The organism is Serratia plymuthica, from assembly GCF_018336935.1.
In the GTDB taxonomy this organism is placed as follows: domain Bacteria; phylum Pseudomonadota; class Gammaproteobacteria; order Enterobacterales; family Enterobacteriaceae; genus Serratia; species Serratia plymuthica_B.
The window spans coordinates 1,410,234-1,422,163 of sequence record NZ_CP068771.1; the positions used below are offsets into that span (position 1 = coordinate 1,410,234).

The 11,930-nt window shown below is 59.4% G+C and carries 13 protein-coding genes and 1 other annotated feature; of the genes, 3 read left to right on the top strand and 10 right to left on the bottom strand.

The annotated features are described in order from the left end of the window. Positions 1-8: 8 nt before the first annotated feature. From hisIE to hisL, 9 genes are all read right to left on the bottom strand, one after another. The gene (gene hisIE / locus JK621_RS06675) at positions 9-623 is read right to left on the bottom strand and encodes a bifunctional phosphoribosyl-AMP cyclohydrolase/phosphoribosyl-ATP diphosphatase HisIE (protein ID WP_006320932.1); all 615 of its coding nucleotides are present in this window, start codon (positions 621-623) and stop codon (positions 9-11) included. Beyond that, positions 617-1,393 (bottom strand): imidazole glycerol phosphate synthase subunit HisF, encoded by a 777-nt coding sequence (gene hisF, locus JK621_RS06680; RefSeq protein WP_212559141.1) that lies wholly within the window; start codon positions 1,391-1,393, stop codon positions 617-619. Before hisF ends, hisIE begins: the two co-directional genes overlap by 7 nt. Continuing rightward, positions 1,375-2,112 carry a 1-(5-phosphoribosyl)-5-[(5-phosphoribosylamino)methylideneamino]imidazole-4-carboxamide isomerase gene (hisA, locus tag JK621_RS06685; RefSeq protein WP_212559142.1) on the bottom strand — a complete coding sequence of 246 codons (738 nt, stop codon included), beginning with the start codon at positions 2,110-2,112 and terminating at the stop codon, positions 1,375-1,377. The genes hisF and hisA overlap by 19 nt, the downstream gene beginning before the upstream one ends. Positions 2,113-2,117: 5 nt before the next feature. Continuing rightward, positions 2,118-2,708, bottom strand: a complete 591-nt coding sequence (gene hisH / locus JK621_RS06690) for an imidazole glycerol phosphate synthase subunit HisH (RefSeq protein WP_062870325.1) — start codon at positions 2,706-2,708, stop codon at positions 2,118-2,120. Further along, positions 2,708-3,775 carry a bifunctional histidinol-phosphatase/imidazoleglycerol-phosphate dehydratase HisB gene (hisB, locus tag JK621_RS06695; RefSeq protein ID WP_212559143.1) on the bottom strand — a complete coding sequence of 356 codons (1,068 nt, stop codon included), beginning with the start codon at positions 3,773-3,775 and terminating at the stop codon, positions 2,708-2,710. Before hisB ends, hisH begins: the two co-directional genes overlap by 1 nt. After that, positions 3,772-4,860, bottom strand: a complete 1,089-nt coding sequence (gene hisC, locus JK621_RS06700) for a histidinol-phosphate transaminase (protein WP_212559144.1) — start codon at positions 4,858-4,860, stop codon at positions 3,772-3,774. The genes hisB and hisC overlap by 4 nt, the downstream gene beginning before the upstream one ends. After that, the gene (gene hisD, locus JK621_RS06705) at positions 4,857-6,164 is read right to left on the bottom strand and encodes a histidinol dehydrogenase (protein ID WP_212559145.1); all 1,308 of its coding nucleotides are present in this window, start codon (positions 6,162-6,164) and stop codon (positions 4,857-4,859) included. Before hisD ends, hisC begins: the two co-directional genes overlap by 4 nt. Positions 6,165-6,168: 4 nt before the next feature. Then, on the bottom strand, positions 6,169-7,068 hold the full coding sequence (gene hisG, locus JK621_RS06710; RefSeq protein WP_004942454.1) for an ATP phosphoribosyltransferase: 900 nt from the start codon (positions 7,066-7,068) through the stop codon (positions 6,169-6,171). A 70-nt stretch (positions 7,069-7,138) separates the two neighbouring features. Then, positions 7,139-7,265: a sequence feature (His leader region), on the bottom strand. Beyond that, complete coding sequence (hisL, locus tag JK621_RS06715) at positions 7,241-7,288, bottom strand: his operon leader peptide (RefSeq protein ID WP_110605893.1); 48 nt, start codon at positions 7,286-7,288, stop codon at positions 7,241-7,243. It overlaps the preceding feature by 25 nt. A gap of 229 nt (positions 7,289-7,517) precedes the next feature. On the opposite strand from hisL, the gene JK621_RS06720 reads away from it, so the two are divergent. Continuing rightward, the gene (locus JK621_RS06720) at positions 7,518-8,342 is read left to right on the top strand and encodes an SDR family oxidoreductase (protein ID WP_212559146.1); all 825 of its coding nucleotides are present in this window, start codon (positions 7,518-7,520) and stop codon (positions 8,340-8,342) included. Here the strand turns inward: JK621_RS06720 and JK621_RS06725 are convergent. Further along, positions 8,339-9,277, bottom strand: coding sequence for a LysR family transcriptional regulator (locus JK621_RS06725; RefSeq protein ID WP_212559147.1), 939 nt, complete (start codon positions 9,275-9,277; stop codon positions 8,339-8,341). The genes JK621_RS06720 and JK621_RS06725 overlap by 4 nt on opposite strands. Before the next feature lie 249 nt (positions 9,278-9,526). Here JK621_RS06725 and speB point away from each other — a divergent pair, with 249 nt between their 5' ends. After that, on the top strand, positions 9,527-10,459 hold the full coding sequence (gene speB, locus JK621_RS06730; protein ID WP_212559148.1) for an agmatinase: 933 nt from the start codon (positions 9,527-9,529) through the stop codon (positions 10,457-10,459). Between the two features lie 78 nt (positions 10,460-10,537). Next, positions 10,538-11,923: a sodium:solute symporter gene (locus tag JK621_RS06735; RefSeq protein WP_212559149.1), complete on the top strand. Its 1,386-nt coding sequence runs from the start codon at positions 10,538-10,540 to the stop codon at positions 11,921-11,923. The last annotated feature ends 7 nt before the right edge of the window (positions 11,924-11,930 follow it).

The window sequence follows — 11,930 nt, forward strand, 5'->3', positions numbered from 1 at the left end:
AAATCAGGTTATTTCTGGTGCCGCTCGCGCAGCCGGCCAATCACCTTGCTCAAGTCCAGGTCCTGATCCTGCAGCAGCACCAGCAGGTGATAAATCAGATCGGAAGCCTCGTTGGTCAACTCTTCGCGATCGTTCACGGTTGCGGCCAGCGCGGTTTCCACGCCTTCCTCGCCCACCTTCTGTGCAATGCGCTTGGTGCCGCTGGCGTACAGGCTGGCGGTGTAAGAGCTGTCCGGGCTGGCGGTCTTGCGTTCCGCCAACAGCTGCTCCAGTTGATACAGAAAACCCCAATCGCTGGCGGCCGGGTGGAAGCAGCTGCTGTTGCCCAGGTGGCAGGTTGGGCCAATCGGGTTGGCCAAAATCAACAGCGTATCGTTGTCGCAATCGGGAGTGATGCTGACCACGTTCAGGAAATGGCCGGAGCTTTCGCCCTTGGTCCACAGCCGCTGCTTGGTGCGAGAGAAAAAGGTGACCTTGCCGCTTTGTTCGGTAGCGGCCAGCGCTTCCTGGTTCATATAGCCGAGCATCAGCACTTCGCCGGACACGGCGTGCTGGACGATAACCGGCAGCAGGCTCCCGGTTTTTTCCCAGTCCAGTTGGTTTCTTTGTTGTTCTGTTAACACACGCGAATCTCCACGCCTTGTTCTGCCAGGAACCTTTTCAGTTCACCGATATTAATGATTTGCTTGTGGAACACCGAGGCGGCCAATGCGCCGTCGACGTCCGCATCGCGGAACGCTTCCAGGAAGTGTTCCATGGTGCCCGCACCGCCGGAGGCGATCAGCGGCACTTTGCACACTTCCCGCACCTGCCGTAGCTGTTCCAGATCGTAACCGTTGCGCACGCCGTCCTGATTCATCATGTTCAGCACAATCTCGCCGGCACCGCGTTTTTGCACTTCCTGAACCCAGTCCAGCGTTTCCCATTCTGTGACGCGGGTGCGGCTTTCGTCGCCGGTGTACTGATTAACGTGATACTTGCCGGTGTCGGCTTCGAACCAGGTATCAATCCCCACCACGATGCACTGCACGCCAAAGCGATCCGCCAGGCGGCTAATCAGCGTCGGGTCGGCCAGCGCCGGTGAGTTAATGGAAATCTTGTCGGCGCCGAAAGAGAGGATCTGGCTGGCATCTTCCAGGCTTTTAATCCCGCCGGCGACGCAGAAGGGAATATCGATCACCTCCGCCACGCGCGACACCCAGCTCTTGTCTACCACCCGGCCATCGCTGGAGGCGGTAATATCGTAGAACACCAACTCGTCCGCGCCTTCTTGCGCATAGCGTTGCGCCAACGGCACGATATCGCCGATGATCTCATGGTTGCGGAACTGCACGCCTTTCACTACCTGCCCGTCTTTCACATCCAGACAGGGAATTATCCGTTTTGCCAGCATGCGATCGCCTCCTCAACGCTAAATTTACCTTCCAGCAGGGCACGGCCTACGATGACGCCTTCAACGCCGCTGCCGCGTAACTGGGCGATATCATCCAGATTGCCGATACCGCCGGATGCCTGGAAGGCGATCTGCGGATAACGGCGGCTGATTTCCCGGTACAGCGCCACGTTAGAGCCGGCCAACGTGCCGTCACGCGAAATGTCGGTGCACAGCACATGCTTCAGGCCGTAGGGCAGGAACTGCTCGACCACCTGTTCCAGCGTGGCGTCGGAATTCTCCTGCCAGCCGCTGATCGCCACACGCTTGATACCTTCGGCGTCGATGCGTACATCCAGCGCCAGCACCAGGGCTTCCGCGCCGTAACGTTCGAACCAACCCTGCACCAGTTGCGGCTGTTTTACCGCCGTGGAGCCGATGACGACCCGGGTCGCGCCCGCCTCGAGCAGGGCCGAGACGTCCTGCTCAGTGCGAATGCCGCCGCCGACCTGTACCGGTACGTCAACCCCCGCCAGCAGTTTGCGCAGCAGCGGGATCTGGCGCGCCGCCGGATCCTTGGCGCCGGTCAAGTCGACCAGATGCAAGACTTGCGCGCCCTGTTGTTGGTAGTCCTGCAGACGCGAACGCGGATCGTTGCCGTAGTCGCGCTGCTGGCCATAATCTCCCTGATGCAAACGCACCACGTTCCCGTCGATCAAATCCAAAGCCGGAATAATCATGCTGCCTACATCTCCAGAAAGTTTTTCAACAGTTGCGCGCCGGCCGCTCCAGATCGTTCTGGATGAAACTGCACGCCGAAGAAGTTGTCTTTTTGCACGGCGGCGGTGAAGGGCTCGCCGTAGTTCGCCTGGGCGATGGTGCTTGAGCATATCGGCATCGCATAGCTGTGAACGAAGTAAAAATAGGCGCCGTCTTCGATGCCGCGGAACAGATGATGGCCCGCTTGCGCGGAAACCTGATTCCAGCCCATGTGCGGCAACGGCAGGCCGAAGTCGGTCATTTGCATCACCGGGGTGTCGATAATGCCCAGCGTGTCGATGCCGCCGCTTTCTTCGCTGCTTTTCGCCAGCAACTGCATGCCGAGGCAAATGCCCAGCACCGGCTGGGTGCAGGCTTTGATCAGATCAATCAGCTCGCGCTCTTTCAGTTGATCCATCGCCGCCTGCGCGGTGCCGACGCCCGGCAGGAACAGCTTGTCGGCGCGCAGCACAATCTCCGGATCGCGGCTTACCTCCGGCTGGTAACCCAACCGCTGCACCGCATAGGTGACAGAAGAAAGGTTGGCGCAGCCGGTGTCCAGAATCACCACGTTCATCACAGCACTCCTTTCGAACTCGGGAGGGTGTTGCCCTCAACGCGGATCGCCTGGCGCAGCGTGCGGCCAAACACTTTGAACAGGCTTTCGACCCGGTGGTGGTCGTTTTTGCCTTTGGTTTTCAGGTGCAACGTGCAACCCATGGTGTACGACAGCGAACGGAAGAAGTGTTCGACCATTTCGGTGCTGAGATCGCCGACGCGTTGGTAGTTGAACTCGGCCTTATATTCCAGGTGCGGGCGGCCGGAGATATCCAGCGCGCAGCGCGCCAGGCATTCGTCCATTGGCAGCACGAAACCGAAACGGGCGATGCCGCGCTTGTCGCCCAGCGCTTTGTTCAAGGCTTCGCCGAGCGCCAGGCCGGTGTCTTCTACCGTGTGGTGATCGTCGATATACAGGTCGCCTTTCACGTCGATGTCCATACGGAAGCCGCCGTGGGTGGCGATCTGATCCAGCATGTGGTCGAAGAAACCGACGCCGGTCTTGATCTTGCTGCCGCCTTCGCGATCCAGCCAAACGTTAACGTCGATCTGCGTTTCTTTGGTGACGCGATTCACCCGCGCGTGGCGGTCACGCTGGGTCAATTGACGGGTGATCTCTTTCCAACCCAACGTGTCGCGCTGATAGCGCAGCCCCTGAATGCCCATGTTTTCCGCCAACTGAACGTCGGTCGGACGGTCGCCGATCACATAGCTGTGGGCGGTATCCATCACGCCCGGCTCCAGATAGCCTTTCACCAGCGCGGTCTTGGGTTTGCGGCAGTCGCAGTTGTCCGCCGGCAGGTGCGGGCAGATCAGGATATCTTCAAAGTGGACGCCCTGTGAGCTGAGGATTTGCATCATCAGGCCATGTGGCGCATCGAAGGTTTCCTGCGGGAAACTGTCGGTGCCGAGGCCATCCTGATTGGTGATCATCACCAGTTGATAGCCTGCCTGCTGCAAACTCAGCAGCGAAGGGATCACGTCCGGCTCCAGCGCCAGCTTGTCCAGGCGATCGACCTGGAAGTCTTCCGGCGGTTCAGCAATCAGCGTGCCGTCACGGTCAATAAAGAGGAATTTCTGGCTCACATTGGCTCCTGGCGAGTCTCGGTTGCTCCGGGCAGGGCTGACAGCGCATCGACGACGCGCCGGCATTCGTCGCGGGTGCCTATGGTAATGCGCAGGCAACCGGACAACCCAGGCTGTTTATTTTGGTCTCTTAAGATAATGCCCTGATCCCATAAGGTTTTAAACACATTACTTGAGGCAGTGAATCGTGCCAGCAAGTAGTTGCTGTCGCTGGTGAAAACCTGTTCGACGCAGGCGCAGTTTTCCAGCTCACGTTGCAGCCAGCTGCGGTTGGCCGAGATCTCGGTAACGCGCTGACGCATGGTGCGGATCCCTTCGGTGCTGAGCGCCTGAGCGGCGATGTCGGCAACCGGCGTCGACAGCGGGTAGGGGGCAATGACCTTCAGCAGCAGGGTAATGAGTTCTTCGTTGGCCAACGTAAAGCCGCAGCGCAGGCCGGCCAGCGCGAAGGCCTTCGACAGCGTGCGCAGGATCGCCAGATGCGGGTAGTCCTTTAACCAACCGGCGCAGCTAGCCTGCGGGCAGAATTCGATATAGGCCTCGTCAATCGCGACGATCGCCTTGCCTTTGGCCATCTCCAGCAGCGTGCGCAGGTCGTCGGGATCGATCAGATTGCCGGTCGGGTTGTTCGGGCTGCAGACATAAATCAGTTTCACGTTGTCCAGGCTGTCGGCGATAGCCGGCAAATCCAATTGCCAGTCTTGCTTGGCCGCTACGGTACGACGTTCCACACCGAAGGTTTCGGCGCTGACGGCGTACATGCCGTAGGTCGGCGGGCAGAACAGGATAGCGTCTTTGCCCGGCTCGCAGAACGCGCGAATCAGCAGCTCAATGCCTTCATCCGCGCCACGGCTGACCAACACCTGATCCTTGTTAACCCCGGCATAATCGGCATAACGCTCGATCACCAGCGCAGGCTGGCACTCCGGGTAACGGTTAAAGGTTTGAGCGGTCAGTTGGAATTCCGGCGCGGTCGGGTATTCGTTGGCATTCAGCCACACGTCGCCCTTGCCGCCCAGGCGGCGCGCCGATTGATAAGGGGTCAGCTCGCGAACGTTGGCGCGTGCCAGGTTTTCTATGCTCATGCTTGCTCCTTCAGGGCGGCAACGCGCAGGGTGACGGCGTTTTTGTGGGCGATCAATTGCTCGGCGGCGGCCAGCGTTTCAATGGTGGCCGCCAGATTCATAAAGCCCTGCGGCGTCAGTTCCTGCACCGTCATGCGCTTCTGGAAATCCGCCAGGCCCAGGCTGGAACAGGTGGCGGTATAGCCATAGGTCGGCAATACGTGGTTGGTGCCGGAAGCGTAATCACCGGCGGATTCCGGCGACCAGTCGCCAAGGAACACCGAACCGGCGCTGGTGATGCCGTCGACCAGTTCGCGGGCGTTGCGGGTCTGAATGATCAGGTGTTCCGGGCCATATTGGTTGCTGATGGCAATGCACTCGGCCAAATCTTTGGCGACGATCAGTCGGCTGCTGGCCAGCGCCTGACGGGCGGTTTCGGCGCGCGGCAACTGAGCTAACTGTTGTTCCACCGCAACGGCCACCGCTTGCGCCATGGCCGCGTCCGGGGTCAGCAGGATCACCTGGGAGTCTGGGCCGTGTTCCGCCTGCGACAGCAGGTCAGAGGCGACAAACGCCGGAGTGGCGCCGCTGTCGGCGATCACCAGCACTTCGGAAGGGCCGGCCGGCATATCGATAGCCGCACCGTCCAGCCGTTGGCTGATCTGGCGTTTGGCTTCGGTGACAAAGGCATTGCCCGGTCCGAAGATTTTCGCCACGCGCGGCACGGAATCGGTGCCGAACGCCATGGCGGCAATCGCCTGCGCGCCGCCTACCTGAAACACTTCCCGCACGCCGCACAGTTGCGCAGCATAGAGAATTTCGTCGGCAATCGGCGGTGGCGAACAGAGCACCACGCGGCGGCAACCGGCGATGCGCGCCGGGGTTGCCAGCATCAACACGGTAGAAAACAGCGGTGCGGAACCGCCGGGAATATACAGGCCGACGGAGTCGATAGGGCGAGTCACCTGCTGGCAACGTACGCCAGGTTGGGTTTCCACATCGACCGGCGGCAGCTGTTGCGCGTTGTGGAAGGTTTCCACATTGGCCACCGCCACCGCCATCGCCTGCTTGACCTCGTCAGTCAGGCGAGTGCCGGCTGCGGCGATTTGTTCTGCGGTAACGCGCAACGCGCCAACCGCGGTTTTATCAAATTTGGCGCTGTAGTCACGCAGCGCCTGGTCACCCTTGGCCTTCACGTTGTCGAGGATCTCTCGTACCGTGCGGGTGATGCTGTCTTCGGCCGCGATCGCCGGGCGCATCAGCAGTTCTGCCCGCTGTTGCGCGCTGCAGTCCGCCCAATTGATGAGGGTATTGAAGGTCGACATGGCGTTACTCCATCATCTTCTCAATTGGCAACACCAGAATGGAGCTGGCGCCGAGCGCTTTCAGTTTCTCCATGGTTTCCCAGAACAGGGTTTCACTGCTGACCATGTGCATCGCTACGCGGTTTTGCGCGCCGGCCAGCGGCAGAATGGTAGGGCGCTCGGCACCCGGCAGCAGCGCGACGATTTCGTCCAGGCGCTCGCTCGGCGCGTGCAGCATGATGTATTTGGATTCACGCGCCTGGATCACGCCCTGAATGCGGGTCATCAGGCGATCGATCAGCTGTTGTTTCGCCTCCGGCATTTCGCCGTCGCGCTGGATCAGGCAGGCTTTGGAGCGGTAAATCACTTCGACTTCACGCAGGCCGTTGGCTTCCAGGGTTGCGCCGGTAGAAACCAGGTCACAGATGGCGTCGGCCAGACCGGCGCGCGGCGCCACTTCGACGGAACCGTTCAGCAGGCAAGATTTGAAACGCACGCCCTGTTTGTCGAGGTATTGCTTCAGCAGGTGCGGGTAAGAGGTGGCGATACGGGAGTCTTGCAGGCTTTGCGGGCCGTTGTATTCACTGTCGAGCGGTGCGGCCAGCGACAGGCGGCAGCCGCCGAAGTCCAGGCGGCGCAGAGTGAAATAACGCGGGTCTTCGCCCTGAGCGCGGCGGGTGAGCAGCTCTTCTTCCAGTACGTTCTCACCGATGATGCCCAAATCAACCACGCCATCCATGACCAGCCCCGGGATATCGTCATCACGCACGCGCAGGATATCAATCGGCATATTCTCGGCGAAGGCAATCAGCCGTTGTTGCTGCAGGTTGATTTTGATCCCGCAGCGCGCCAGCAGCTCCTGGGATTCATCACTCAGGCGGCCTGATTTCTGCATTGCTATCCGTAAACGTGTTTTGTCCAGCATGGTAACCTCTGTTTTAATCTGTAATTTTATGAATTTATTGTAAAAATTATTTTTCTGTCTGTCCGGAGCCAAAAAAAAACCCTCGGAAGAAATCTTCCGAGGGCTCTCTCTTGCATTCTGCGCGCCACTGGAAGATTAAAAAACCGTCTCCCAGCACACATCGCCTGAAAGACTAGTCAGGATGATGGTGATGATGGTGGTTGAACTGAATGCGCGTCATGGTGTTTTCTCTGTAAAATGTCGGTACAAACCGAATTGCTAATTAACCTAAACTATCCGCTGTCTGTCGCGCAACCCTTTTTTACAGTCATAAATTTAATTTATTGAAACAGGGTGAATTATTAGCCAGACACGGTTTTACCTAAGCTTAAGCAGGGTGGATTGTATCACCCCACGGAGTGGCGTAGCCTTAGTGGGTAAAGTGCTGCAATCTTCAGGAGAAGAAGATAATGAAAAAGGTAGCCATTATTGGTCTGGGCTGGCTGGGTATGCCGCTGGCCTTGTCGCTGATGAGCCGTGGGTTTGACGTGGTCGGCAGTAAAACTACGCCGGATGGCGTCGAGGCCGCGCGCATGAGCGGGATTGAATGTTATCGGCTGGAAATGACGCCGGATCTGATTTGCGATTCGGACGATCTGGAGCCGCTGCTGAGTGTCGATGCGCTGGTGGTGACGCTGCCCGCTCGCCGCACCGTCGACGGCAGTGAAAACTACTTCAATGCGGTGCGCATGCTGGTGGACAGCGCAATGGCCTTTGGCGTGTCGCGCATCATTTTTACCAGTTCAACCTCGGTGTATGGCGAAACGGCGGGCACGGTGCGCGAAGATTCGCCGCTGAAGCCGGTGACGCCCTCCGGGCGCGTGCTGGCGGAGCTGGAGCGCTGGCTGCATGAACTGCCTAACACCTCGGTGGATATTTTGCGTCTGGCGGGGCTGGTTGGCGCGGATCGCCACCCTGGCCGTTTCCTGGCGGGCAAAGTCGATGTCAAGGGCGGCTCGCAAGGCGTCAATCTGGTGCATCAGGATGATGTGATTGCTGCCATTCAGCTGCTGCTGAAGCTGCCGAAAGGCGGCCACGTTTATAATCTGTGCGCGCCGGCCCATCCGACCAAACGCGAGTTCTACCCGGCGCTGGCGGAGCAGTTGCATCTGGCCCCGCCGCAGTTTGCCGCCGAGAGCGAGCAGGGCGGTCGGCTGGTGGACGGCAGCCGCATCTGCAACGAGCTGGGATTTGAATATCAGTACCCTGATCCGGCGCGCATGCCGGTCAACTAATTCGCCTTTTCAAGCCCCGCAGCCGCGGGGTTTTTCGTCTGCGGTTCCCGCGCGAACCTGCTCAAATCCTCCAGCAGCGCGGTCAATGCCTCTTTCGGCTGGCCAGGCCGGGTCACCAGACTCAGCATTGCCTGATAAGAGAGCGCTTGCCCGCCAAGTTGTCTTAACTCGCCTTGTTCAACCCAGCGCGCGGCGTAATGGGTCGGCAGGTAGCCGAGATATTCCCCGCTGAGCAACAGATGGGCGACACCTTCCATATGATGGGCTACCGCACCGAGATTTAACGGCGCGACAGGGCACAACTGTTGCGCCAACAGATAGCCGCGTTTAACCCAGCGCGCATTTTCGATCTGTTCGCGGCTCGGCTGTTCGACGGTAAACAACGGATGATCGTTGCTGCAATAGATCGCCTGCGTTTCGCCGGCCCACGGCCGATACTGCAATTCATCCAACCGCTGGCCAAAATAGCCGATGCCCAGATCGAGCTGTTGATTCAGCAGCCCTTGTTCGATTTCGACGGGGGAGCAAATTCGGCATTGCAACTGAACATCCTGATGCCTCCGTTGAAACCCTTTGATGGCGCGGCTGAACGGATTGCCCGGCAGAGACACCAGATTGTCCACCAGGCCTATCTGCAGATCGCCGGTCAGTAAGCCGTTTAGCGACTGGCTGATCCGGGTAAAGTCGCGTGCGGCGTTGAACAGATTGCGGCAGGCGATCAGCATGCGCTCCCCTTTTGGGGTCAGCATAAAACCGGAGCGGCCGCGTTGACACAGGCGAAATCCCAGCCGGGTTTCCAGGGTCGCGAGGTGAGTGCTGATGGTGGATTGATTCATCAACAGCGCCTCCTGAGCCGCGCTGACGCCCTGGGCTTCGGCAACGGCGACAAAAACCCGCAGCAGCCTGAGATCGATATCGCTTAGGTTGGTGAGCATCTTTCCCTCCGCAGAAACAGCCTGTTATTAACCCTCTGATAACATCCCCCTGAAGCGAACCCACCGGTGGATGCCTGGGTTTATATGTCATGGGTTTGAAATAAAAATCAATAGTTCAACACCTTACTGGCATCGGTTTTTTCAATGCTTACATTCCAAAGATGGAATGGTAGCTCAGCCAGGTGGCGGGTAGCCTGTATTTGTTACCTAAATGTTGAGATTTAACAACGGCTGATAGAAGGAAAAAGCATGCTGAATCAACCCCAGAGCGGCAACGAAATGCCGCGTTTTGCCGGCATCCCCACCATGATGCGCCTGCCCGTAGCTGACCATGCCCAGGGACTGGATGCGGCCTTTGTCGGCGTGCCCCTTGATATAGGCACTTCAAATCGCAGCGGCACGCGCTACGGACCACGGCAAATTCGGCAGGAATCGGTGATGATCCGCCCCTATAACATGGGCACCGGCGCCGCACCCTTTGAGCGGTTGCAGATCGCCGATTTAGGTGACGTTGCCATTAATCCCTACAGCCTGGAAGACAGTGTCAACCGGATTGAACGGGCCTATGACGGCATTCTTTCCCATGGGTGCATCCCGCTGACGCTGGGGGGCGATCACACGCTGACGTTGCCGATCCTGCGGGCCGTCGCCCGTCGTTATGGTCCGGTCGGTTTAATCCACGTTGATGCCCACTCCGACACCAACGAGGAGATGTTTGGCGAAAAACTGGCTCATGGCACCACTTTCCGCCGCGCTTATGAAGAGGGGCTGCTGGCGCCAGAACGGGTGGTGCAGATTGGCCTGCGCGGCAGCGGTTATGCTGCGGACGATTTCGACTGGTCACGGCGGCAGGGCTTTCGCGTGGTGCCGGCCGAGGCGTGCTGGCATCGCTCGCTGGGCCCCCTGATGGAGGAGGTGCGCGAGCAAATGGGCGATGCGCCGGTCTACCTCAGTTTTGATATCGACGGGCTGGATCCGGCGTTTGCGCCAGGCACAGGTACGCCGGAGGTCGGCGGGCTGTCGGTCTGGCAGGGGTTGGAGATCGTGCGTGGCTGTCGTGGGCTGAATCTGGTCGGCACCGACGTGGTGGAGGTGTCGCCGCCCTACGATCGTTCCGGCAATACCGCGTTGCTGGCGGCCAACCTGTTGTTTGAAATGCTGTGCGTGCTGCCTGCCCGCTAAAGACGGCACTTTAACCCTACCGGCGGAGCCGTTGCGTCCGGAGCCCCTGATAACAATAACAAAGGTACGGAGGTGTCCATGAATCTCGATCTGCTGGTCGTGGTGTTTTACTTTTTGGTGATAGGCGCGGTGGGGTGGATGGGCATACGCCGTGCCAACTCCAAAGAGGCTTATCTGGTGGCCGGGCGCAATCTGGGGCCGAGCCTGTATCTGGGCACGCTGTCGGCGGTGGTGCTCGGCGGTGCATCGACCATCGGCACAGTTAAACTCGGTTATACCTACGGGATTTCCGGCGTCTGGCTGTGCGGCGCGTTAGGGATGGGCATCGTGGTGCTGAGTACGGTGCTGGCCAAGCCGCTGTTGAAACTGAAGCTTTATACCGTCAGCCAGGTCTTGTCTCGGCGCTACCATCCGGCCGCCCGCGTCACCAGTGGCGCCATCATGTTGGCCTATGACCTGATGGTGGCGGTGACCTCGATCATCGCCATCGGCAGTGTCATGCAGGTGATGTTCGGTCTGTCGTTCCCTGTGTCGATCCTGCTCGGCGGCGGGCTGGTGGTGTTGTATTCGACTCTGGGGGGAATGTGGTCGCTGACGCTGACCGACATCATCCAATTTATCATCATGACCGTTGGCATGATGCTGGTACTGATGCCGATGAGCATCGTCAAGGCCGGTGGCTGGGCGGCGTTCGCCAGCCTGTTACCGGACAGCTACTACCAACTGTCGTCGATCGGACTGGACACCATACTGGTGTTCTTCCTGATTTACTTCTTTGGCATTCTGATCGGTCAGGACATCTGGCAAAGAGTGTTCACTGCGCGAAGCGCCAACGTGGCCTGCTTCGCCGGGCTGGGGGCGGGTATTTACTGCGTACTGTACGGTGTGACCGGCGCGTTGATTGGCATGGCCGGTAAGATCGTGCTGCCGCAACTGACAAACACCGACGGCGCCTTTGCCGCCATTGCGCAGGCGGTGCTGCCGGAAGGGATCAGCGGGCTGGTGGCCGCAGCGGCACTGGCGGCGCTGATGTCCACCGCCAGTGCCTGCCTGCTGGCGTCATCGACTATCGCACTGGAGGATGTGCTGCCGGTGATCCGGCGGCGACCGTCGGGTGGGCTGGCGGCAGGGCGTTTCACTACCCTGATTATGGGCGTATTCATGTTGGGGCTGGCGTTTCTGGTGCGGGACGTGCTGGCGGCGCTGACGCTGGCCTATAACCTGCTGGTGGGGGGGATGCTGATCCCGCTGGTGGGGGCGATATTCTGGCCGCGAGCCACCAGCGCCGGTGCCATCGCCAGCATGTTGACCGGCAGTTTGTGCGTACTGGGGTTGATGTATTGGCACGGTATCGAGGCCAACAGCCCAATTTACGGTGGGCTGTTGGGCGGCGGCGTGGCCTTTGTACTGGTCAGCTTGCTGAGCCGGCCGACCCCGCAGTTGCAGACATTCACTGAGCGTTGAAACGATA